Origin of the sequence: Actinacidiphila paucisporea (assembly GCF_900142575.1) — a bacterium.
Taxonomy (GTDB): domain Bacteria; phylum Actinomycetota; class Actinomycetes; order Streptomycetales; family Streptomycetaceae; genus Actinacidiphila; species Actinacidiphila paucisporea.
Genome location: NZ_FRBI01000005.1, coordinates 305,073 through 327,265, shown reverse-complemented (window position 1 = coordinate 327,265; position 22,193 = coordinate 305,073). Strand labels below are relative to the sequence as shown.

Genomic DNA, 22,193 nt, shown 5'->3' with positions numbered 1-22,193 from the left:
CGACCCGGACCGGCCCGCGCCCCCCGGCCGCCGCCGGTCCGCGAGGCGCTCAGGCCACGCACAGCTCCAGCTCCGGATCGTCGCGCAGCTTGCCGAGCGCACGCGAGACCGCGCTCTTGACGGTGCCGACGGAGACGCCCATCGCCTCGGCGGTCTGCGCCTCGCTCATGTCCTCGTAGTAGCGGAGCACGACCATGGCGCGCTGGCGCGGGGGGAGCCGGGCTATCGCGCGCAGCAGGGCGTCGCGCTGCGCCTGCTGCTCGGTGAGGTCCGGGGCGCCGCCGGCCGCGGGCTCGGGCAGCTCGTCGGTGCTGAACTCGTCGACCTTGCGCTTGCGCCACTGCGACGTCCTGGTGTTGACCAGGGTGCGCCGGACGTACCCGTCGACGGCCCGGTGGTCGTCGATCCGGTCCCAGGCGAGATACGTCTTGGTCAGCGCGGTCTGCAGCAGGTCCTCCGCGTCGGCGGGATTCGGGGTCAGGGAGCGCGCGGTGCGCAGCAGCGTCGGGCCTTTGGTGCGTACGTAGGCCGTGAACTGCGTCGTGCTGGCGCTGGTGCACACAGGCGTGGTCATGGCTCCACGCTAGGAGGCGCGGGGCCCTTCGCGGATCGGCCGCAGGTGCCGAAAGGGGATCACTCTCAGGTCGTAGGGCGGGGGGTTTCCCCACCCCCCGAGGGGGGAGCCGCGGGCCCGCGACCCGCAGGGGATACACCTGAGGGCGTAGGGCGGTCTCAGTCGACCACGGCGACCGGGCCGTCGATCAGGTCGCGGTCGATGGTGAGCTTCTTGCCGCCGTACGACTCGGTGACGCTGCCGGTGTACTGGTGGATACGGGCGTGCGAGGCCCATGCGTCGGAGCTCAGGGCGGGCTCGTCGGTCAGCGTCGCGCTGACGCCCCAGCGGGCGTACCAGACGGCGTCGGGCAGGTCGGTGACGCCGGCCTTGCGGGCGGTCTCGATGTGCTTGATGCCGGAGTCGGCGCTGCTGTAGAAGCCGGCCAGGTAGCCCGCGGCCCGCACCTGGCGGTCCCAGCCCCGCAGGAAGGTCAGGGTCGCGGCGGCGCAGGCCGAGTCGCCGATGTCGTACGCCTCCATGTCGAGGTAGAGCGCGCTGCCCTTGTCCAGGCCCAGCGCCTTGGCGCTGCTGACCGCGTCCTCGCCCTCGGTGCCGCCCTGGCTCGCCGCCTGCGCGGGGTCGATGCGGTAGGGGTTCTTGTTGGAGCCGTCGACGCAGGGGCTCTGCGAACCGACGTAGATCGCCAGCAGGCTCCATCCCGCGCCGGTGGTCTGCCGCACCCAGTCGGTGGTCAGATTGGCCTGGCTCTTGCAGGCCCGGGCCCGCCCGCCGAAGTAGATTCCGACGGCGCGGTAGGCGGAGGACGCCCGCCAGGCCCGCATCGTCGCCAGGTCGGGGGCCTGGCAGGTGTCGAATCCGCGGCCCTGGAAGATACGGGGTGCGGTGTCCCCCCGGTTGGCGGCGACGGCGCCGGGCGCGGCGACGGCACTCGCGGTGGGGAGGAGCAGACCGGTCAGCGCCAGAGTGCCGACCAGCAGCCGGAGGACATAACGGATGAAAATATGTCTTTCGCTCATGCCGCGAGTGAACGTGGCGAGCGCGCCCGTACCGCGCAGACACGCCGCCGCACACCCGTCTGCGGCGGCCTTCCGGAGCAGCCTCCGCGACTGTCCACAGCCTGTGGACAAACTGACGGCGGGCGCGCGACGGCACGGGGAGGCCGCCGCGCGCCCTGGCTGCGTTCAGTCGGCCGGCGCGTCCTCGGCGCGCGGGCACCGGATCACCCGGAGGGTCACCAGAGCGGCGAGAAGTGGACGTTCGCGGTGTTCTGCTCGATGGCGGTGAATCCGGCGCCGGCCACGCTCGCCGTGTTGTTCTGGTTCGACGCGCCGGTGCCGGTGGCGGCCTGCTGGGTCGTCGTCACATTGCCGAAGTTGCCGCCGCCGACGTTGCCGCCGGAGTTGCTCACCACCGCCGCGTTCGACTGGCCACCCGCGAAAGCGCCGTCGTCGGCCACGGCGGTGCCGGCGAACAGCACCGCCGCGACGGGCAGTGCGGCCACGGCGGCCAGGACACGGACGGTACGGATGCTTGCCATGGTGTTCCCTCCCAAGGGGACAGAATTCCGAACTCGGACCTGCTGTCTGCGGTGGAGCGGCCGGCCGACCGCTCCACCTGTCCTTCCGACGGCGTCGCCGAATCCAGACTTGCCCAGCACCTGCACCTCGAACGCGCCGGCTTGATCCATTTCCCTCGCACGCGTGACGATCTGTCGACAAACCTCCGGAATGACCGTTTCGGTGGCATTCGGCACATCCACGCGCGCCCCGCGCGCCCCCCTGAGCCTGGTCAGCGGGCCTGCTGGAGCCAGTCCCGGTAGTGCGTGGGCGCCAGGTGGGCGCCAGGTCCCCCGAGGAGGACGTCGCCATCGACGGCCGCGAACATCCCGGCCTGGTCGTCCGTGACGACGGTACGGCCGTCCCCCTTCGCGGCCAGCGTGACCTTGCCCAGCTCGTCCAGCCGGAAGACGTCGGGCCCGGCGACCTCGTAGATCCCGCGCAGCGGCGAGCCGGCGGCGACCTTCGCGACCGCGGCGGCCACATCCGCGGCGGCCATCGGCTGGATCGGGGTCGCGGGCAGCCGCACGGTCTCCTCGTCCGAGGTCCAGGACAGGGCCGCGCCCATGAACTCGAAGAACTGCGTGGCACGCACGATCGAGTACGGGGTCGGCCCCTGCTGGAGCAGCTCCTCCTGGAGCACCTTGGCCCGGTAGTAGTCCAGCGCGGGCACCTGGTCCACGCCGACGATCGACAGGATGACCTGGTGCCCGACCCCGGCCTTCTCGCCCGCGGCGAGCAGGTTGCCCATCGAGGTGCGGAAGAAGTCCAGGGAGGCCTCGTCGAAGGTGGGCGAATTCGTCAGGTTGACGACGACGTCGGCACCCTGGAACGCCTCGTCCAGGCCCTTCCCGGTGATCACGTCCACTCCGGTGGACAGTGCCACGGGCACGGCCTCGTGTCCCGCTTCGGTCAGCATCCTGACCACCTGCGAGCCGATCAGACCGGTCCCGCCGACCACGGTGAACTTCATGACTGCCGCCTTTCGGACGCGCCACACGGCACGCCCGGGATCGAGGGAGGACACCCTCCCGAACTCGGACACTTCTTATCCGAGATAATAGTCGGATAGTCTTTATCCGAGTCAAGCGGAGGGAGCGCGAGCCCATGAAGTTGTCCGGCGGGGTCGAGTGGGCGCTGCACTGCTGCGTCGTCCTGACCGCGGCGACCGACCCCGTCCCCGCAGCCCGCCTCGCGGAGCTGCACGACGTCTCCGGGAGCTACCTGGCCAAGCAGCTCCAGGCGCTCTCCCGCGCCGACCTCGTGCGCTCCGTCCAGGGCAAGGCGGGCGGTTACGTCCTGACCAAGACCCCCGCCCGGATCACCGTCCTCGACGTCGTCACGGCCATCGACGGCGCCCAGCCCGCGTTCGTCTGCACCGAGATCCGCCGGCGCGGCCCCCTGGCGGCATCCGCCGAGGCCTGCACCCGCCCCTGCGCCATCTCCCGCGCCATGGCCACCGCCGACGCCGCCTGGCGCGCGGCCCTCCAGGAGATAACGGTCGCCGACCTCGCGGCGAGCGTCACCGACGACTCCGGTCCGGGCACGATGGCGAGCATCAGGACCTGGCTGTCCGACCCCTCGGCCCTGGCCCTGTCCGACCCGGCGGGTCCGTCCGGCCCGGAGGGCCCGACCGCCTGAGCGCCCCCGCCCGCCGGCCCGGCCCCCGGCGCTCCGGACGGGCCGCATCAGCCGATCGGTTGACGCGGCTCAACCGTCCGGCCGACCAGCCGGTCCGCGCGGAAGAGGACCGGGCGGTCGATGTGGCCGGGGCCGCGCCGCTGCCACGCTGGCATCACCGACCGGAACCCCTCCGGAACCGGACGGAAGGACTCCCGCATGCCGGCGGTCATCGAGGTGCGCCACCTGCACAAGGGCTACGGCTCCACCGTGGCCGTCGACGACGTCTCGTTCACCGTCCAGCAGGGCGAGATCTTCGGAATCCTCGGCCCGAACGGCGCCGGCAAGACGACCACGGTGGAGTGCGTCGAGGGGCTGCGGACGGCCGACCGGGGCGAGATCAGCGTCCTCGGGCTCGACCCCCGGCGCGACCGCGCCGAGCTGACGCAGCGCCTCGGCGTACAGCTCCAGGACGGCCGGCTGCCCGAACGGCTGACGGCCGGCGAGGCGCTGCGGCTGTACGCCTCGTTCTACCGCCGGCCGGCCGACCCGGGGGACCTGATGGACGCACTCGGCCTGGCCGGCAAGCGCCGCACCCCGTACGCCAAGCTGTCCGGCGGCCAGCAGCAGCGGCTCTCGATCGCCCTCGCGCTGATCGGGAACCCGGAGGTGGCCGTCCTGGACGAGCTGACCACCGGGCTGGACCCGCAGGCCAGGCGGGACACCTGGAGCCTGATCCAGGACGTCCGCTCCCGGGGGGTGACGATCATGCTGGTCACCCACTTCATGGAGGAAGCCGAGCGGCTCTGCGACCGGGTGGCGGTGATCGACCGGGGCCGGGTCGTCGCCGTGGACAGCCCGGCGGGCCTGACCGAGCGGCTCCGGGACGGCCGGCGGATACGCTTCCGGCCGTCCGTACCGTTCGAGGACGCCCTGCTGACCGGCCTGCCGGACGTCATCGGCCTCGCCCGCAGCGGCGACCACGTGGTCGTCACCGGCACCGCAGACGCCCTCACCGCGGTCACCTCCGTGCTGGCGCGCAACGGCATCGTCGCGCAGCACCTCCGGGTGGAGCAGCCCAGCCTGGAGGACGCCTTCGTCGCACTGACCGGCAGCCACTCGGGCGCCGGTCCTGGCGGCGCTCCCGGGGCGGGCGCGACCTGACCGGGCGTGACGTGGCCGGGCTTTACGGGCCCGGATCTTCCGTGGCCGGGCTTTACGGGCCGGGCGCTCCCGAACCCGGCGCCACCTGACCGAAAGCCGGTGCCGAGGCCGGCGCCGCCCAGAGCCAGCCGAACGAGCAGCAGGAGCACGCCATGTCAGCCAGCACCCCAGCCGGGCCCGTCCCGCCCGCCACCGACCGGGGCCCGGTCTTGGGACGGCTCGCGCTCACCGAACTGAAGCTGTTCGTAAGGGAACGGGTGGGCCCCGTCTTCGCCGTCGGGCTGCCGCTCGCGCTGCTGGTCGTCTTCGGCAACCTGCCCTTCTACAACGAGCACCGCGACGACCTCGACGGCTTCACCCTGCTCGACGTCTACGTCCCGATCCTGTCCGCCTTCGTGCTGGCCATGCTGTCCTTCACCGTCATGCCCCAAGTGCTGGCCGGCTACCGGGAGAAGGGGGTGCTGCGCCGCCTGCGGACCACCCCGGTCGGGCCGGCCCGGGTGCTGGCCGCCCAACTGCTGGTCAACCTCGCCACCGCGGCCGTCTCGGTGGCAGCCGTGCTCCTGGTGGCCAGGTTCGCCTTCGGGGTGGCGCTGCCGCGCCGGCTCGGCGGGTACCTGATCAGCATCGCGCTGGCCGCGCTCGCCCTCCTCGCCATCGGCTTGTTCGTCGCCGCCGCCTCGCCCAACGGCCGGATCGCCAACGCCGTGGGCGCGACCCTCTTCTACGTCATGATGTTCTTCGCCGGGCTGTTCCTGCCGATCGCCGCGATGCCCCCGCTGCTGCGGCACATCAGCCGCGCCGCCCCCCTCGGCGCCGCCGTGCAGGCGCTGACCGACGCGACCGAGGGCCACTCGCCCCATCCCCTCCAGTTGGCCACCCTCGCCGCCTACGCCCTGGTCTTCGGCGCCGGCGCGATGAGATCGTTCCGCTGGGAGTGACGTGAGGGAGAGGCACCCATGAACAGGACGGACCCGCCCGCCCCGACCCGCAGGCACGACGAGTGGCTGCTTCCGCTGGTGACGGTCGTGCCCTACGTGCTGCTGGCCGCCCTCGCCGTCGTGACCGTGGTCATCAAGCACCGGGCGTTCGGATCCCTGCTCATCGACCTCGTCCTGTGCGCCGCGACCGCGCTGTGGATCCTGTGGATGTTCACCCTGCACCCCGCCTGGCGCGAACAGGCCGCGGTGATGGGGCTGTTCTTCGTCGGCCTGGTCCTGCTCACCGGCGTCCTCGTCGTCCGGGACCCGTGGTTCGGCCTCTTCACACCGGCCGGCTATTCCTACGCCTTCGGCATCGTGCCCTGGCCGTGGCGGCTCCCCGCGGTCGCCGCGGTCGCACTGGAGTCGGGGAGCGCCCAGGCTGCCGGAGTCCCCAAGGACAGCGCCGTCGGCCTGACCGCCTTCGCCGCGGTGCTGGTCGCCAACGTCGTCTGCATGTGCGGTACGGCCTGGTGGGAGCGGGGCGTCGAGCAGCACAGCGACGAACGCGAGACGGCACTGGAGCAGGTACGCGAGGTGAACCGCCGGCTCCAGGCGACGCTCGCCGAGAACGCCGGGCTGCACCGGCAACTGCTGGCCCAGGCCCGCGAGGCCGGGATCCTCGACGAACGCCGGCGGATGGCTCGGGAGATCCACGACACGCTGGCGCAGGGCCTGACCGGGATCGTCACCCAGTTGCAGGCCGCGGAACAGGCCGGCGGCGACCCGGACAGGTGGCGGCGGCACTTCACGGCGGCTACCGGCCTGGCCAGGGAGAGCCTGGCCGAGGCCCGCCGATCCGTGGACGCGCTGCGGCCGCAGCCGCTGGAGACGGCGGGTTTGGGCGAGGCCCTCGCCGGCGTCGCCGAGCGCTGGTCCGCCCTGCACGGCGTGACCGCCAGAGCCATCACCGCGGGAGCGGCCCGGCCCATGCGCCCGGAAGCCGAACTGGCCCTGCTCCGCGCGGCGCAGGAGGCCCTGGCCAACGTGGCCCGGCACGCCCGCGCCACCACCGTCACCGTGAGCCTCACCTACCAGGACGACGAGGTCACGCTGGAGGTGCGCGACGACGGCCGCGGCTTCGACCCGTCCCCCGCGCGCGGCGGTTTCGGCCTGCAGGCGATGCGCCAGCGCGTCGAAGCGCTGTCGGGCACCCTGCGGGTCCAGTCCGGGCCAGGTGCCGGCACCCACCATGGACGGCGTGACCGCGATCACCGAACTGGCCAAGTCCGGCAACCACGCCCGGATCCTGGTCCTGACCACCTACGACTCCGACGCCTATGTCCTGCCGGCCATCGAAGCGGGAGCGACCGGCTATCTCCTCAAGGACGCCCCCCGCTCCGAACTCCTGCGGGCCGTCCAGTCCGCCGCCAACCACGAAGCGGTCCTCGCCCCCTCGGTGGCGGCCCGCCTGATGAAGCACGTCCGCACCCCCGCCCCGTCCCTGCTCAGTCCCCGCGAACGCGAAGTCCTCGAATGGGTGGCCGCCGGAGCCACCAACCGCGAAGTGGCCACCCGCCTGCTGATCAGCGAGGCCACCGTGAAGACCCACCTGCTGAACGTCTACGCCAAACTCGGCGTCAGCGACCGCGCGGCCGCCGTGGCCGAAGCCTTCAACCGCGCCCTCCTCACCCCCCGCACCCCGCCCGGCCCCTGACCGACCGGAGGCCGCCCTGCTTGCGTCCGATGATCCGTCAGTACAGGCTGCTGCCAGTGGTCTTGCGCAGTCGTTCAGTCGGAGGTGAGGGCGTGACCATGCCTGCCCAAACGAAGATCGAGGTCATACGGGCGACCGCGGAGCACGTCCCGATGATCGTCGAACTGGCGCAGTCCAGGAACCTGGAGGGAATCGATCCGGCGACCGCCAGCCGGGAGGGCTTCCTGGTGTCGGAGTACACCGACGAGGTGTACCGGGGGCGGCTGGTGAGCGCCGAGCACTTCTACGTGGCCGTGAAGGGGGCAGACGTCCTGGGCTTCCTGCTGGCATACAGCGACGAGCGGATCGAACCCGACGAGTGGCTGAACCGCCGGATAAAGACCACGCTCGGCAGCTTCCTGGTGATCAAGCAGGTGTGCGTGGCCCGAGACGCCGCGCGCCAGGGTGTCGCCTCCATGCTGTACCACCACGTCCTGGAGCAGTGGACGTCCAACCCGGTGATCGCGGCGGTGGTGAGCGAGCCGCCGAACGAGGCGTCGACGCAGTTCCACCGAAAGATGGGTTTCGAGGAACTGACCCGGTTGCGGCCACCGGACGGCAGGCTGCGCGTGGTGTGGGTGTCGCGGAAGCCGCGCGAGTCCCTGCTGCAGACGCAGTACGGGATCGCCGTGGACTTATACAAACACGAAGACCTCATCAACTGGAACAAGCTCAACAATTTCCTCTACATCACCGCGGGCCTCGCAGCCACACTGGCCTTCACCCTCGGCAAGGAGGGCGCGCAGTCACAGGCGGTGGCACAGGGCATCGGAGCGGTCATCGCGGTGATCGGCTTCGTGTCGGGTCTGTCCTTCGCCGTGATGCTGCGGTACGGCAGGCGCTATCTCCAGATGCGCAAGAGCACGGTCGTGGAGCTGGAAGAACACATGGCCTGGCACGGCGGCCAGCGCATCGTGGGCCGCCAGATCACCGAGCCAGGAGCCGCATGGCTCCAGTCGTCCCCGACCGGCCTCGTGATGGTCCTGCTCCCGATCTTCGTCTCGGTGGGCTGGCTGGCCATGCTGATCGTGGTCCTGACCGCCTGACCCACGACCGCCCGCAAGCCCCGGACACGCCGATGGGGTGCCTCTCGGCGAGAGGCACCCTCTCTGACCAGCTACTTCGCTGACCACCGCGGAGGCTGTGTACCGGGATGTGGCCTTCCGGCGGGCAGGTGAGGTGTACCACGAAGTCCGCAGCCGTTCTCTTCCCGACGGCTTGTGGGACGGTACTCGCGGAGCGGATGTCGCTTACAGGGTATAGCGTGTCGGAGCCTACGTCAGTGAGAACCCAAGCGCGCCCGGAGCAGAAAGTGAGAAAGTCTTCTGCTGCTTGCACTGCCTCTGGCTCCCTCTCGAACCAGTTGGAAAATACTTCCCGTGTCAGGAAGTTCAACGCCTCCGCCTTCGGGAGCGCCTGTCGGCCCTCTGCGTCCGTCAGCATTCTCCAAGCCAGGTGCTGCACGGCCGACATGAGGTAGGCCGGGTACTCGAATCCGATTTCAACGCCGCGTGACTTATCCCAGGTCCGAAATAGTAGCTCCGCGCATCTCTCATAGATCTCTGGCCTGTTGTTCGGAATGTAGCCGGTAGAAGTGTAGAGGACGCAGAGGAGAGAAAGCATCAACGGGTTACGGCGCAGGTCTTTAACTTCAGCGCTTTCGCGAAGAAATGAGGCGCAAATCTCGTTCCCGGACACGCTGTGAGACTTGACTATCTCATCGAGGCCAAACCACGCCTTTGCATACTTCGTTACATTTGTGTCATCGAACGGGTCAACGTTGAACACACTGAATAGGTCTTCGGAGAGCGGAGAGTCACCGTATCCTACCTTACGAGACGTTACAATGACGCGGGTAAGGGGATATAGCTCGGAGAATGAATCGACAAGGGCAGTGAAGGCTTCCCTGTAACGGCTGTCCCCTAGCTCATCGAGTCCATCGATTACGACCGTTGCTCTGCCGTTCAAGAGGAGGTAGTCTAGCGCCTCCGCGGGCGCAGTGAGACCATAAGGGTTTTTGCAGGAAAGCTCCAGATAATGAATGAGATCATGGACGCCTGTGCGCAACTCCGCCGTATGCTTCCCTAACCAAGCATAATGGGCACCTGTGATTCGAGAGTCGCCACTTTTCCTGATGCTAGGTCATGCACCAATTTGCCTGCTAGTGTGGACTTCCCCGCTCCTGGGTCGCCGAGTATGACCGTGCGCATGTTCGCGCTGATGGCATCTTCTACCGAGAGAGTTCGGTCCGCACCCTCCTTGCGCAAATTTGGACGGACATACAAATCCTCATAGGGTACGGATGTGCTTTTGACAGCGCTCGGTAGGCTCAACTTGCCGTGCCTGCGTTTGACCTGAGAACGCAACTTACTGGCGAAACTGTTAATGGCGTTCAGGTTCACAATTCTTGCGAGCAGCTCACTATTGCGAGCAGCAGCCGCTGCCAATGAAGATGAGTTTGCGACCAGATCTTTTCTTGCGAATTTTTCGGGGGCCGCAGACAAAACCGCATACACAGAACTGTAGACGAGTTCTTCGAGCATATCGGTGGCTTGGAAGAGGTCGCCTTCAATGAGAAGATCCTCATGGCGAATATGCGACCTCAATTGCGCTCGCACTTCGGCGCGATCTTCGTCCCTATTCCCCTTCAAGGAAAAAATGAAAGCCTGAAGGACCACATTCCCAAATTGTGGCGAGGAAACGAAATCCTGGATTAGCCGAAGTTGCTCCGTGCCGAGACTTTCGAGAAAGCGCGTCGGGCTATCTGCTACAAGAATCGACGAGGCATTGCGCGCAATTCGATTGACCTGGGTTCGCGTATATACTTTTTTTGCGATAACCGGAAGAAATCCTGCAGCGGAACGCACAACTGCAGTTTCAATGATCCCCACTCTTCCCCCTCAAGGCGGCGCCGCGGCTCAAATCTGCTCAGACCAGGCTAGGCGCAGATCGTGTGCCGCCGCAGGGAAACACAAAACTTTCGGTCTAGACCTCACCGGTTAATCCTGCTCATCCATTGAGGATGCCTAGGTGGAGGGAAAATTGCTCGACAAGGCTAGCGACAACGGCCTTGCCCTTCCCTGCCGTCGCATAGGACGGGAAGCCGATGACGCCACTGTCGGTGTAAGCCCTCATGCCCTCCATGAGGAGGAAAGGGCGCTCGCCGCTATCGTGATCAGCGGTTTCGTAGCCGGGTTGGACTAGAGAGGGTTCCGCGTGTAACAGGATGGACGTTTCGATCTCGCCGGCGTGCATGTCGCCATGCATGTCTGAGACCAGACTGGCGCGGTCGCGGGCACGCTGCCATTCGCGGCCCTGCGGGAACAGGGACATGCGTGGCTCGGCTAGGTTGGCTTCCTGAACGATGTTCGACAGGACGTAGTTGCCACCGTGCGCGTTGACGAGCACGAGCTTGCGGATGCCCTGCGCTTCGAGGGACTGCGCGATGTCCGTGATGACGAGGTGCAGCGTCCGGGCGCTGATGCTCACGGTGCCCGGCCATGTGCCGTGCTCGTGGCTGCACGCGATCGTGATGGGCGGGAGAGGGAGCACCGGGTAGGCCGCAGCAAGCTCGCGGACGATGACGCACGCTTGCATGTACTACGCCGCCATGCGCCCGTCCGAGGTGGCCGCGCTGAGCAAGTCGGCATGCGTGCTGCCAGGCGAGAGCAAGCCGGATGTGTGGGGCGAACTCGTGCTCTCCGAAAGTCGCCCCGAGGTCGGCGCCGGATGGACGGACGACGGACTCTCCTATGAGAAGCGTGGGTTGAAACGGCGGGCGCGGAAGACAACGCGCTCAGTGCCCATCCCACCCGCGCTGGTGGCCATGCTCCGGGCGCACATGGCGCAGTACGGCACCGCACCGGACGGCCGTCTCTTCCGGGCTACGGGAGGCGGACGCCTGCGCTCAACCGAGTACGCCGACGTGTGGCAGCTCGCCAGGCGCGCAGCGCTGTCCCCAGCCGACCAGGGAACGCCCCTGGCGGAAGTCCCCTACTCGCTGCGGCACGCCTGCGTGTCCCTGTGGCTCATGGCCGGCGTCGATCCGGTGGAGGTCGCCCGCCGCGCCGGCCACAGCGTCACCGTGCTCTACCGGTTTTACGCAAAGGTCATCAAGGGACGGCAGGACCAGGACAACGCCCGGATCGCACGCGCCCTGACCGGGGACGACGCCGAACATCACGACGGAACGTAGTCGGCGAATCTGGCCCGTGTATGGCCCGCACGGACTGATCGGGGGCGGGATACCGGCGACGCAGAGTGAGACAGCCAACGACAGAGCGGGTCCCCCGAAGCTCGGGGCACCCGCCCTGACCTGCTCGTACTGCTAGCTGTGCGGAGGCTGTGGGATTTGAACCCACGGTGACATCGCTGCCACGACGGTTTTCAAGACCGTTCCCTTCGGCCGCTCGGGCAAGCCTCCACGCAGTGCCGGTGGACCCGGGTGGGGTCCTGGGCGTGCGGGGGACAGCTTACTGGGGGGTGTCGCCCACGCGGGAGCCGAGGGTGACGGTGGTGGTGTGGGACGTGCCGTTGCGGGTGTAGGTGATCGCGACCTTGTCCTTGGGCTGGTGCTGCCAGATCTCGCCGATCAGGGTCTCGTCGCTGTCGATGATCGTGTGGTCGAACTCGGTGATCACGTCGCCGGGCTTGAGGCCGGCCGCGGCGCCGGGGCCGCCAGCGGTGACGGCGTCGCTGGTGCCGCCGATCTTGGCGCCGTCGCCCTGATACTGGCCGTCGAGGCTGACCTGCATGACGGGGTAGACCGGCCGGCCGGTCTTGATCAGCTCGTCGGCGACGCGCTTGGCCTGGTTGATCGGGATGGCGAAGCCGAGGCCGACGCTGCCGCCCTGGGTGCCGGGCTGGGCGGTGCCGCCGGGCTGGATGGCGGAGTTGATGCCGATGACGGCACCGTTGGCGTTCAGCAGCGGGCCGCCGGAGTTGCCCGGGTTGATGGAGGCGTCGGTCTGGATGGCGCTCATGTAGGAGGCCGCGGCCCCCTGGCCGTCGCTGGAGGCGACGGGGCGGTGGACGGCGCTGACGATGCCGGTGGTCACGGTGCCGGACAGGCCGAAGGGGGCGCCGATGGCGATGGTGGCGTCGCCGACCGCTGCCTGGTCGGAATTGCCGAGGGGCAGCGGGGTGAGCGTGACGCCGGAGGCGTTCTTCAGCTTGACCACTGCCACGTCGTAGCCCTGGGCGCGGCCCACTACCGAGGCGTCGTACGTCTTGCCGTTGGAGAAGGTGACGGTGAGCTTGCCGCCGTCGGCGGCGGGGGCGACGACGTGGTTGTTGGTGAGGATGTGGCCCTGGGTGTCGTAGACGAAACCGGTGCCGGTGCCGCTCTCCTGGCTGCCGCTGGCCTTGATGGTGACGACGCGGGGCAACGCCCTGCTGGCGATGCCGGCCACCGAGGTGGGCGCGCGGTTGGGCGCCTTCTGGCTGCCCGTGTCGGAGACGGTGGTGGAGGACGTGGCGTTGTTGTCGTCGTTGTGCTCGGCCGCCCAGTAGCCGATGCCGCCGCCGACTCCGCCGGCGACGAGTGCCGCCACCAGGACCGCGGCGACCAGGCCGCCGACACCGCGGCGCTTGCGGCCGTCGTCCGACGGCCCGGGCACGGGCGCGCCCCACACCGGGCCCTCGGAACCGCCGCCGCCGTAGCCGGGCTGGGTCTGCGGGTGCTGCCCGCCGGCGGCGTACGCCGGGGTGGCCGGTACGGCGTAGGGGTCCTTCGGGGGCTGCTCCTGGCCCTGGCCGTACGGGGAGGGCTGCTCGGCTCCGTACGCCGGCTGCTGGGCGTACGCCTGCGTCTGGGCCGGTACGACCGGCGCGGCCTGCGGGGCGTCGTCCGGTGCGGGCTGCTGCGGCGGCACGGGGGCGTCGTACGCGGCCGGCTTCGGCGTCCCGTACCCGCCGTGCCCGTACGGCGCCGCGGCAGGCACCGGCGGCGCCGGCGGCTGCGCGGGCGACGGGAACTGCTGGGTGAGCGCGGACGGAGGCGGACCGTACGGGGACGGCGGCCCCACCGGCGGCGGGGCCTGCGCGGGAAGAACCTCGGTCCGGGGCGCATCGGCGGTGGGCGCGGCGGGCGTGTCGTGTGCGGCAGGCGCCGGCGCGGCCGCCGGAGGAACGGGGGCCTGCGCCGCCGAGGCACCGTCGGGCGCGGAACCGTCGTGCGCGGTCGCTGCCGACTCCGCAGCCGGGACGGATCCGGCTTCGTTCTCGGTGCTCACAGCGTTTCTCCTCGGGTCAAAGCAGGGTGGGGGCTGAACACAGCATTTCCCACGGCGTGTCGGACCGCCGTAAGCGGTAGCTGTGCATGTTCATGGCGCGTGCGCGGGGCCGGTTCGCGTGGCCGCCGGCGAGGCGGTGGCACCATGAACCGGTGACACATGCGCGCGCGGTCCCGGAGGCGTACCCGGTCGGGCGACCTGTCCAGGTCGTCGCCCATCGGGGTGCCTCCGAGGATGTACCAGAACATACGCTCGCCGCGTACCGGAAAGCCATCGAGGACGGCGCCGACGCCCTGGAGTGCGACATCCGGCTGACCGCGGACGGCGAGCTGGTCTGCGTGCACGACTGGCGGGTGAACCGGACGTCCAACGGCCGCGGCGCCGTCTCCTCGCTGGAGCTGGCCGACCTGGCGGCGCTCGACTTCGGCTCGTGGAAGGGGCAGAACGCCGACCCGGAGACGCCCGAGCGCTACGACCTCGCCGAGCGGAGCCGGGTCCTCACCTTGCGGCGGCTGCTCGAACTGGTCGCCGACACCGACCGGCGGGTGGAGCTGGCGATCGAGACCAAGCACCCGACGCGCTGGGCGGGGCAGGTGGAGGAGCGGCTGATCGACCTGCTGCACCGCTTCGGCCTCGACCGGCCCGCGCCGCCCGGTGAGACCTCCCAGGTGCGGGTGATGAGTTTCTCCTCCCGCTCCCTGCGCCGGGTGCGGCTGGCGGCGCCGGCGCTGCCGACCGTGTATCTGATGCAGTACGTGTCGCCGCGGCACCGGGACGGCCGGCTGCCCGCCGGAGTGCGCATCGCCGGACCGAGCATGCGCATTGTGCGGGCGAATCCCGGCTATGTGGCGCGTTTGCATCGGGCCGGAAACCGCGTTCATGTGTGGACGGTGGACGAGGCGGCCGACGTGGAGCTTTGCGCACGGCTCGGGGTGGACGCGATCATCACCAACCGGCCGCGGCAGGTGCTGGCCCAGCTGAGCGGCCTGGACGGGTCCGGCCGCTGACATTGCCGCGCGGCCTGCGCGGGCGTCGCATGCCCCGGGCATACGTACACGACGTACAGGCGCCCGGCGCGCGTACGGAGTGCGCCAACAGATCGTGGTTGGTCTGTTTCCGGTCGAGTTCAAGGGGGCATCCATCCCGTGGCGTGAGGTGAAGGAGGTCACGGGGGTGTCGTTGATGGTCGCGCAGGAGGTGCCGACGTCCTCGACCATGTCCCTGCCTCATGGTCCGACCGGCGTCGCGGAAGCCCGCAGGCGCATGCGCAGGGATCTGCACGCGCAGGACGTGCCGGACACGGTGGTCGACGACGCGGTGCTGATCCTCTCCGAACTGCTCAGCAATTCCTGTCGGCACGCCCGGCCGCTCGGCGAGGCGGGCGACGCGTTTTCCGGCGCAATGTACGAGGCCGTCTCCGGCACGGCAGCCGCGGGCGGCTCGGGCCCGCACCGCCCCGGGCAGGAGCACGGCATACGTGCCGGGTGGGCCATCGGGACGGACGGCCTGCTCAAGGTCGAGGTCACCGACGGCGGCGGCCCCACCAGGCCACGTCCTGCCAGCCCCTCGCTGACCGCACACGGCGGCCGGGGGCTCGGCATCGTGGGCAACCTGGCGTTGCGCTGGGGCGTACGGGACGACGCCCCGGGCGAGGTCACCGTCTGGGCGCTGCTCGCCGTCCGCGGCCGGCACGCCCGCCGCGACGACCTCGGCGTCGGGAACACGGGCATCGGCCTGCCCCGCGGCATCCCGCTGGACCTCCCGCTGGACCTGGCCGAGTCGCTGGACGACCTCAGCTGAGCCGATACAGCCCCGCGGCCCGAGGCGCAGGGCGCAGGGCGGGGCAATGTACGCGGCCGCGGCTGAGACGTGGATACGGTCGCAGGCCGTATGCGCACGACCGCCCGTCGTGGTCCGGCGGTAGGGCCGCCGGGCGCTAGGCTCGCGGACCGGAATACCGCCGCAACGGGAGAGACCGAGCCATGGCCAAGAAGCGCGCGACCGCCACCAGGAACAAGGGGGCCGCACAGGCCGCCAGGACCGCGGAGGGAGCAGCCGTGCCGGTGGTCGGTGCGCGCGAACCCTGTCCGTGCGGCTCAGGCCGCCGCTACAAGGCCTGCCACGGCCGCGAGGCGGCGCACGCGGTGACCGAACTGGTCCGCCGCCCGTTCGAGGGCCTGCCCGGCGAGTGCGACTGGGTGGCGCTGCGCGAGCTGGTGCCGGCCGCGACCGTGCCGCTCACGCTGAAGGAGAAGCTGCCCGAGGGAGTGCCCTCGGTCACCCTCGGCACGGTCCTGCCGATGGCGTGGCCCGGGCTGCGGCGCGACACCGGCGCGGTCCTGCTCGGCCTGCAGAGCGACACCGCCTCCGGCGACATCAGCCGCGACCTCGCCGACACCCTGACCCGGGCGCTCACCGCGGAACCGGGCAACCCGGTGGAGGGCCGCAGGCCCGCGCCCGACGGGCCGCGACTGCAGGACCTGCTCGACCTCGACGCGCCCTTCGTGCCCGAGGTGCACAGCGGCTTCGAATACTGGCTGGAGGACGCCGAGGCCGCGACGGGCGAGGTGGCCGCGTCGCTGGAGCGCGCCAACCAGGCCGCCATCCCGACGGTGCGGCTGACCGGGGTGGACGCGGCCTACTGGTGCGAGACGCCGGAGAAGAACCACCTGCGCTGGGTCATGCCACACCCCGAGGAGGCGCTGCTGGACGCGATGGCGCGGCTGCACGCTGCCGGTGCGTCCTCGCTCGGCGAGGGGACCCGGCTGGTCGGCTCCTTCCGCGCGCACGGGCTGACGGTGCCGGTGTGGGACCTGCCGGTGGGCATGGGCGCGGACGAGGTCGAGAAGCCGGCGGCCGCGTTCGGCGAGCGGCTGGCCGAGACGCTGGGCCGCGGCGAGCCGCTGACCGCGGAGGAGCGACGGGCCAGGAGCGGCTTCACGAACCGGCAGATCACGCTCAGCTGAGCGACCGCCAGCCGGTGTCCGCCGGCTGGACCACAGCAGGCGGGCAACCGCGGCCGGGCAACTGCGAGCGGACGGCTCGTGGCCTCGGTCGCGCCCCGCGGCAGGCAGTTCGCTCGACCGGAAAGATCCGACTGAGCGGTCGGTCAGTGATTCCGGTCACAACTCCCCTGGAATCCAGAGGATTCGGCGGGCCCGTCCCGCCGGGGAATTTGCGATCGGACGAAGTCTTGTTACCGTTTATTCAGCCCGGTCGCTGATGCATCCCCCGTCGTCAGCGACCGGGTTTTGCATGTCCGGGCACCGCCTCCGGACACCGCCCCCGAGCGCCCCGGTCGGGCTCCGCGGACCGGCGGCCTCAGTCGCCGTCGACCGCACCGGACGGGCCCTCCGGATCCACGTCCGGCGTGCGGTGCGACGCGCTGTGGCCCGCGTTGCCGCGATGGGCGCCGTCGTGCGGGCCCGCGGTCGCCGCGGCGAGCGGGAGCACCACGGCGAGCGCGGCGACACTGGCGGCGGCGATCAGACGCAACCGGTTGCCGGTCTCCTGCGCCGGCTGCTGCGATGCCATGTGACGCTCCCCTGTGTGTCGATGGCGGAAATAGCGGAATACGCTGATCCGAACATAGCGGGCCGGATCATGACATCCGGCCCCTCCGCCCCACCCGTCGCCGCTCCTGCGGCCACTCGCGGACGAGGGCTACCCGAACGGGTGAGTGCGGGGTGCACGTCCGTTCGTACGAGCAGGCATCGACCGTACGCCGCACCGCGTGCGTAACGCGTAAGCCCGCGCGCACAGATCGGCGCAGGTGGCACGGGAAACGGCGGCGGGGTGGTAGCGCGTGGCAATGTGCCACGCGCTACCACCCCGCCGCCGTTCGAGCCGGTCAGAACGTCAGCCGGTCGCCGTCCGGCGCCGTGCGGCCGGCCCGGACCAGTGCGTCCACCAGACCGCCGATCGGTGGCAGCCAGGGTGCCGAACCACCGGTCCGCTCGTCCGGCAGCGGCGGCCGCACCCAGCGCAACTGCCCGGCGCTGCTGCTCGACGGCGGCAGCACCACGTAGCCGCCGTCGCCGTGGTAACGCAGCGACGTGGGCACCCACTCGTGACTGTCGAGCAGTTCGCCCAGTTCGGCGAGCGAGTAGGGAGCGACCAGCAGGAGATAGCGGGTGGGGGTGGCGACCACAGGGCCGAGCCGCACCCCGAGGCCTTCCATCGCTTCCAGCGCCCGTGCGCCCGCAACCGCGGGCAGGCTCGCCGCGGACACCCGGTCGCCGGTGGCGAGCACCACCGGCGCGTCGGGCCTGCGGGTCCACCAGGAGCGCACCATCCGCGGGTCGCGGGTCGCGGCCAGCAGTTCGGGGTCGAGCGGGTGCGCCCCGGGCACCGGGCAGTTGGGGCGCGCGCAGGCGCAGGGCTGCGCTCCTGCCGCCCGCCAACTGCCGCGGCTGTCGAACCCGACTCCGGGCACGACTCGCCATTGCCACTGTTCGGCGTAAGTGAGCGCCGCGTTGAGCAACGCGGTCCGCTCCTTTCGCTGGAGTGAGAGCTTGCGTCGCCTTCCGAGGATCTCGCGCATCAGCGCTCGTTCCTTTCCGTTAACGCCCAGGGATCTGCCCATTACAGAACGTAACTTGTCGAGCACACCGCTTACGAGGCAGCACATCACGCCGCCAGCCGAGCGTGGAACGTAGCGGAGGGTAGCGCGCATATGGCGCTTGTCTGTTCATGGTGCCCTGATCGTGACCCACTGTTCGTGGGGCACGTCGGGCCCAGCACCCCTCACCACTCGGGGTTGGGTCGGCCGTCAACTGATTACGTACTTACGACGCTTGAGCCAGACATCGGGTTCCTACCCATCGCCCGCAATATGACGCGCTGTTGGCTGGGATCAGTCGACAGCGCGCATAGGACGGGGGTAGCTGTTTTCAGCCAACGTATTGCGTCGAGGGTGTCCACCGCAAGGACTCCGACACCACTCTCTGTACCAGGACAATCCTGGACATGCCCACGAGGAGGCGTGTAGAAGTGGGTTCCTTGATAGCGGCGCAGCACACATGGGGGTTTGCGATGCTAATCATGCAGGTGCTCCGCGCACTGCGAACGAAAAGCGCTGATTGCCCCACCCGCTGGCCGCTGGCCGGAAGTTCCCGGCCATGAACCCGGCCCACGTCAGAAAAGTGGCCGGAAGCGAGCCACTCAGGCCCGCCGCGGCGCATACTCCGGCTGCGCCTGCCGCCACCGTGCCCTCCTCCGCTGCCGTCCTCGCGGCCGCGCCCTCCCCACCCGTCCCGCCGGCCTCACCCGTACCGGCGGCCCTACCGGCTCCGGCGCTGCCGGAGCGCGGCTCGCCCGAGCACTCGCTGGCCGTGCAGGACCGCCTCGCGTCCTGGGTCTGCGACCTGTCCCTGTTGCACGAACTGACCGAACGGCTGGCTCGTACCGCGCTGCTCGACGACACGCTGCGTGAGGTCGTGCAGGCCGGGGCCACCCTGGTCGGCGCCCGACGTGGCCTGATCGCGCTCGCGCCCGCCGACGGCCTCGGCCCCGACACCACAGTGGGCCTCGGTCTCGCCCACGGGGATCTGGGCGCGCTGGAGACCGTGGCGTTCGGCCGCGGCCCGGTCGGCGCCGACGAGGCCGTACACGCCGACCTGCGGCACGGCGGGCGGCCGGACGCCCGGCATCGCGAGGTCGCCGCACAGCTCGGCCTCGGCGCCGCCTACGGTCTCGCGCTCACCGCGAACGGCACCGGATTCTCACCTCGCGTCGACGACTTCTCCACAAACAGCGCCGACTCGTCCACGGGCCTGGACGCCCTTTCCACGGCCCTTCCTGACTCCCCCGCAGACTTTTCTGACACCTCCACAGGTTTTCCCCACGCCTCCACGGATTTCCGCGACTCCTCCACACTCCTCGGCGCGTACTCCACCCCCGCCACGAGCCGGCTGGGCAGCGTCGTCTGGTTCTACGACGAGGCCGCGGAACCCACCGACCGGCAGCGCCGGCTGACCGGCCTCTACCTGCGGATGGCCGGTGAGCACATCGCCCGCGGCCTGGAGCTGGCCCGGGTGCGCCGGGCGGTTGCCGAGCTGGCCGCGCAGACGCTGCCCGCCCGGCTGCCGCGCGTCCCCGGCGTGCGGATGGCCGTACGCCACCGCACCGGACCGCGCGGCGGCGGCGACTGGTACGACGCCCTGCCACTGCCCGAGGGTGCGCTCGGCCTGGCCGTGGGCGGGGTGACGGGAGCGGGTCCGGGCGCGGTGGCGGCGATGGGCCGGCTGCGGGCGTCCCTGCGGGCGTACGCGGTAATAGAGGGCGAGGATCCGGTCGCGGTGCTCTCCGACCTCGAACTGCTGCTCAGACTGACCGAGCCGGGGCGCTCCGCGACCGCGCTCTTCGGTCATGTGTGCGCGCCGCTGCCGCCCGGCGGGCGCAAGGTGACGCTGGCGGGCGCCGGGCACTGCCCGCCGCTGCTGGTCGGCGACCACCGCTGCGAATACGTCGAGACCTCGCTGTCCGCGCCGCTGAACATGCTCAGCTGCTGGGAGGCGCCCAGCGTCGAGCTGCACGTACGGTCCGGCGAGAGCCTGGTGCTCTACACCGACGGGCTGCTGCACCGGACCGGCGAGTCCGCCGACCGGGCCCTCGCCCGGGTCCACGCGGTCGCCCAGAGCGCGCCCGCGCCCGTACGCGAGGACCCGGGGCTGCTGGCCGACCACCTCCTGCACAGCGTGCTGCCCGACGGTCTGGACGCGACGGGGGGCGAGGAGGACCTGGTGCTGCTGGTGGCCCGTTTCGACTGACCCGCCGCCCGCCTACGATGGACGAACGGGTTCATCAGGAGGAGGCAGGGAAGTGGCGCAGGCCGACCAGCAGCAGGGCGCGACCGGGGAAGAGCAGCGCGCGGCGCAGGACAGGGCGGCGGAGGACGCGCAGGGCGCCGCCCAGGACAAGCCGATCAAGCAGCGCAAGAACGGCCTCTACCCGGCGGTGTCCGACGAGCTGGCCGCCGCGATGAAGACGGGCTGGGCGGACACCGAGATGCACGGCCTGACGCCCATCGCGCAGGCCGGCTACACCGCGGCCCGCCGCGCCGCGGTCTCCGCGCGCTTCCCCGGCGAGCGGATCGTCGTCCCCGCGGGCAAGCTGCGGACGCGGTCCAACGACACCGAGTACCCCTTCAGGGCCGCCACCGAATACGTGCACCTCACCGGCGACCAAACGCAGGACGCGGTCCTGGTGCTCGAACCGCTGGCGGACGGCGGGCACGAGGCGACGGCGTATCTGCTGCCGCGCTCGAACCGGGAGAACGGCGAGTTCTGGCTCGACGGCCAGGGCGAGCTGTGGGTCGGCCGCCGGCACAGCCTGGCCGAGGCCGAGCAGCTGCTCGGGCTGCCGTGCCGCGACGTGCGCAAGGCGCCGGCGGACCTGCGCGAGGCCACCGGCCCGGTCCGGGTAGTCCGCGGCCACGACACGGGCATCGAGGCCGCGCTCACCGACAAGGTGACGGCCGAGCGGGACGCGGAGCTGACCGCCTTCCTCTCCGAGCTGCGGGCGGTCAAGGACGACTTCGAGATCGCCGAGCTGGAGAAGGCCTGCGCCTCGACCGCGCGCGGCTTCGAGGACGTCGTCAAGGTGCTGGACAAGGCCGAGGCCACCTCGGAGCGCTATATCGAAGGCACGTTCTTCCTGCGCGCCCGGGTCGAGGGCAACGACGTCGGCTACGGCTCGATCTGCGCCTCGGGGCCGCACGCCACCACCCTGCACTGGGTCCGCAACGACGGCCCGGTCCGCTCCGGCGACCTGCTGCTGCTCGACGCGGGCGTCGAGACCCGCTCCCTCTACACCGCGGACGTCACCCGTACGCTGCCGGTCAGCGGGCGCTTCACGCCCCTTCAGCGGCAGGTCTACGACGCCGTCCACGCGGCGCAGCAGGCGGGCATCGACGCGGTCAAGCCGGGCGCCGCCTACCGCGACTTCCACGAGGCCGCGCAGCGCGTGCTGGCCGAGCACCTCGTCGAGTGGGGCCTGATCGACGGCCCCGTCGATCGGGTGCTCCAACTGGGGCTGCAGCGCCGCTGGACCCTGCACGGCACCGGGCACATGCTCGGCCTCGACGTCCACGACTGCGCGCACGCGCGGACCGAGGCGTACGTGGACTGCACCCTGGAGCCCGGCATGGTCCTCACCGTCGAGCCCGGGCTGTACTTCCAGGCCGACGACCTGACCGTGCCGCAGCAATACCGCGGCATCGGGGTGCGCATCGAGGACGACATCCTCGTGACGTCCGACGGCAGCCGCAATCTGTCCGGGGCGCTGCCGCGCGGCGCGGACGAGGTCGAGGCGTGGATGGCGGCCCTGCGGGGCTGACCGTCCGCGCGGCCCGGCGCCGTCGAAGGC

At 70.6% G+C, this 22,193-nt stretch carries 20 protein-coding genes, 1 tRNA gene and 2 pseudogenes; 12 read left to right on the top strand and 11 right to left on the bottom strand.

The window, feature by feature from the left end:
* Positions 1-49 precede the first annotated feature (49 nt).
* From BUE44_RS11220 to BUE44_RS11205, 4 genes are all read right to left on the bottom strand, one after another.
* Complete coding sequence (locus BUE44_RS11220; protein WP_073496724.1) at positions 50-574, bottom strand: SigE family RNA polymerase sigma factor; 525 nt, start codon at positions 572-574, stop codon at positions 50-52.
* Between the two features lie 158 nt (positions 575-732).
* Positions 733-1,593, bottom strand: coding sequence for a DUF1906 domain-containing protein (locus BUE44_RS11215; protein ID WP_073496722.1), 861 nt, complete (start codon positions 1,591-1,593; stop codon positions 733-735).
* Positions 1,594-1,808: 215 nt separating this feature from the next.
* Positions 1,809-2,114, bottom strand: a complete 306-nt coding sequence (locus BUE44_RS11210; RefSeq protein ID WP_073496720.1) for a hypothetical protein — start codon at positions 2,112-2,114, stop codon at positions 1,809-1,811.
* A 251-nt stretch (positions 2,115-2,365) separates the two neighbouring features.
* Complete coding sequence (locus BUE44_RS11205; RefSeq protein ID WP_073496718.1) at positions 2,366-3,106, bottom strand: SDR family oxidoreductase; 741 nt, start codon at positions 3,104-3,106, stop codon at positions 2,366-2,368.
* 134 nt (positions 3,107-3,240) lie between these two features.
* Between BUE44_RS11205 and BUE44_RS11200 the strand changes: the two genes are divergently transcribed.
* The 3 genes from BUE44_RS11200 to BUE44_RS11190 all read left to right on the top strand — a co-directional run bounded on the left by BUE44_RS11200 (position 3,241) and on the right by BUE44_RS11190 (position 5,858).
* Positions 3,241-3,774 carry an RrF2 family transcriptional regulator gene (locus BUE44_RS11200; RefSeq protein WP_073496716.1) on the top strand — a complete coding sequence of 178 codons (534 nt, stop codon included), beginning with the start codon at positions 3,241-3,243 and terminating at the stop codon, positions 3,772-3,774.
* A gap of 198 nt (positions 3,775-3,972) precedes the next feature.
* Positions 3,973-4,917, top strand: coding sequence for an ABC transporter ATP-binding protein (locus BUE44_RS11195; protein WP_073496714.1), 945 nt, complete (start codon positions 3,973-3,975; stop codon positions 4,915-4,917).
* A 152-nt stretch (positions 4,918-5,069) separates the two neighbouring features.
* Complete coding sequence (locus BUE44_RS11190; RefSeq protein WP_073496712.1) at positions 5,070-5,858, top strand: ABC transporter permease; 789 nt, start codon at positions 5,070-5,072, stop codon at positions 5,856-5,858.
* Positions 5,859-6,199: 341 nt separating this feature from the next.
* Here BUE44_RS11190 and BUE44_RS37840 read toward each other — a convergent pair whose 3' ends face one another.
* Positions 6,200-6,355, bottom strand: coding sequence for a hypothetical protein (locus tag BUE44_RS37840; protein WP_200804399.1), 156 nt, complete (start codon positions 6,353-6,355; stop codon positions 6,200-6,202).
* On the opposite strand from BUE44_RS37840, the pseudogene BUE44_RS39755 reads away from it, so the two are divergent.
* The 3 genes and pseudogenes from BUE44_RS39755 to BUE44_RS11170 form a co-directional block, all read left to right on the top strand.
* A pseudogene (locus tag BUE44_RS39755) lies at positions 6,354-7,028 on the top strand (sensor histidine kinase); the annotation flags it as partial. The gene BUE44_RS37840 and the pseudogene BUE44_RS39755 overlap by 2 nt on opposite strands.
* A gap of 55 nt (positions 7,029-7,083) precedes the next feature.
* Positions 7,084-7,554: pseudogene (locus BUE44_RS11175) on the top strand (LuxR C-terminal-related transcriptional regulator); the annotation flags it as partial.
* A 98-nt stretch (positions 7,555-7,652) separates the two neighbouring features.
* Complete coding sequence (locus tag BUE44_RS11170) at positions 7,653-8,639, top strand: GNAT family N-acetyltransferase (protein ID WP_107415681.1); 987 nt, start codon at positions 7,653-7,655, stop codon at positions 8,637-8,639.
* Positions 8,640-9,677: 1,038 nt separating this feature from the next.
* Here the strand turns inward: BUE44_RS11170 and BUE44_RS37040 are convergent.
* Both BUE44_RS37040 and BUE44_RS11165 read right to left on the bottom strand, forming a co-directional pair.
* Positions 9,678-10,484: an NACHT domain-containing protein gene (locus BUE44_RS37040; RefSeq protein ID WP_143172497.1), complete on the bottom strand. Its 807-nt coding sequence runs from the start codon at positions 10,482-10,484 to the stop codon at positions 9,678-9,680.
* A gap of 118 nt (positions 10,485-10,602) precedes the next feature.
* On the bottom strand, positions 10,603-11,190 hold the full coding sequence (locus tag BUE44_RS11165; protein ID WP_073496709.1) for a creatininase family protein: 588 nt from the start codon (positions 11,188-11,190) through the stop codon (positions 10,603-10,605).
* Between BUE44_RS11165 and BUE44_RS11160 the strand changes: the two genes are divergently transcribed.
* Entirely contained in the window at positions 11,189-11,788 is a 600-nt protein-coding gene (locus tag BUE44_RS11160; protein ID WP_073496707.1) for a hypothetical protein, read from the top strand. The two genes, BUE44_RS11165 and BUE44_RS11160, sit on opposite strands and share 2 nt — an antisense overlap.
* A gap of 141 nt (positions 11,789-11,929) precedes the next feature.
* Here the strand turns inward: BUE44_RS11160 and BUE44_RS11155 are convergent.
* Together BUE44_RS11155 and BUE44_RS11150 are read right to left on the bottom strand one after the other, a co-directional pair.
* Positions 11,930-12,016: transfer RNA gene (locus BUE44_RS11155), tRNA-Ser, on the bottom strand.
* A gap of 49 nt (positions 12,017-12,065) precedes the next feature.
* On the bottom strand, positions 12,066-13,826 hold the full coding sequence (locus BUE44_RS11150; RefSeq protein ID WP_073496705.1) for a S1C family serine protease: 1,761 nt from the start codon (positions 13,824-13,826) through the stop codon (positions 12,066-12,068).
* 152 nt (positions 13,827-13,978) lie between these two features.
* Here BUE44_RS11150 and BUE44_RS11145 point away from each other — a divergent pair, with 152 nt between their 5' ends.
* From BUE44_RS11145 to BUE44_RS11130, 3 genes are all read left to right on the top strand, one after another.
* Positions 13,979-14,833 (top strand): glycerophosphodiester phosphodiesterase, encoded by an 855-nt coding sequence (locus BUE44_RS11145; RefSeq protein WP_073496703.1) that lies wholly within the window; start codon positions 13,979-13,981, stop codon positions 14,831-14,833.
* A gap of 79 nt (positions 14,834-14,912) precedes the next feature.
* Positions 14,913-15,626 (top strand): ATP-binding protein, encoded by a 714-nt coding sequence (locus BUE44_RS11135; RefSeq protein WP_200804391.1) that lies wholly within the window; start codon positions 14,913-14,915, stop codon positions 15,624-15,626.
* Between the two features lie 182 nt (positions 15,627-15,808).
* Positions 15,809-16,792, top strand: coding sequence for a DUF5926 family protein (locus BUE44_RS11130; protein WP_073496695.1), 984 nt, complete (start codon positions 15,809-15,811; stop codon positions 16,790-16,792).
* 355 nt (positions 16,793-17,147) lie between these two features.
* Here BUE44_RS11130 and BUE44_RS11125 read toward each other — a convergent pair whose 3' ends face one another.
* On the bottom strand, positions 17,148-17,360 hold the full coding sequence (locus tag BUE44_RS11125) for a hypothetical protein (protein WP_073496693.1): 213 nt from the start codon (positions 17,358-17,360) through the stop codon (positions 17,148-17,150).
* Between the two features lie 316 nt (positions 17,361-17,676).
* On the bottom strand, positions 17,677-18,369 hold the full coding sequence (locus BUE44_RS11120) for a bifunctional DNA primase/polymerase (protein ID WP_073496691.1): 693 nt from the start codon (positions 18,367-18,369) through the stop codon (positions 17,677-17,679).
* Between the two features lie 577 nt (positions 18,370-18,946).
* Between BUE44_RS11120 and BUE44_RS11115 the strand changes: the two genes are divergently transcribed.
* Positions 18,947-20,596: a PP2C family protein-serine/threonine phosphatase gene (locus tag BUE44_RS11115; protein WP_073496689.1), complete on the top strand. Its 1,650-nt coding sequence runs from the start codon at positions 18,947-18,949 to the stop codon at positions 20,594-20,596.
* A 154-nt stretch (positions 20,597-20,750) separates the two neighbouring features.
* Positions 20,751-22,163, top strand: coding sequence for an aminopeptidase P family protein (locus BUE44_RS11110; RefSeq protein ID WP_073496889.1), 1,413 nt, complete (start codon positions 20,751-20,753; stop codon positions 22,161-22,163).
* The last annotated feature ends 30 nt before the right edge of the window (positions 22,164-22,193 follow it).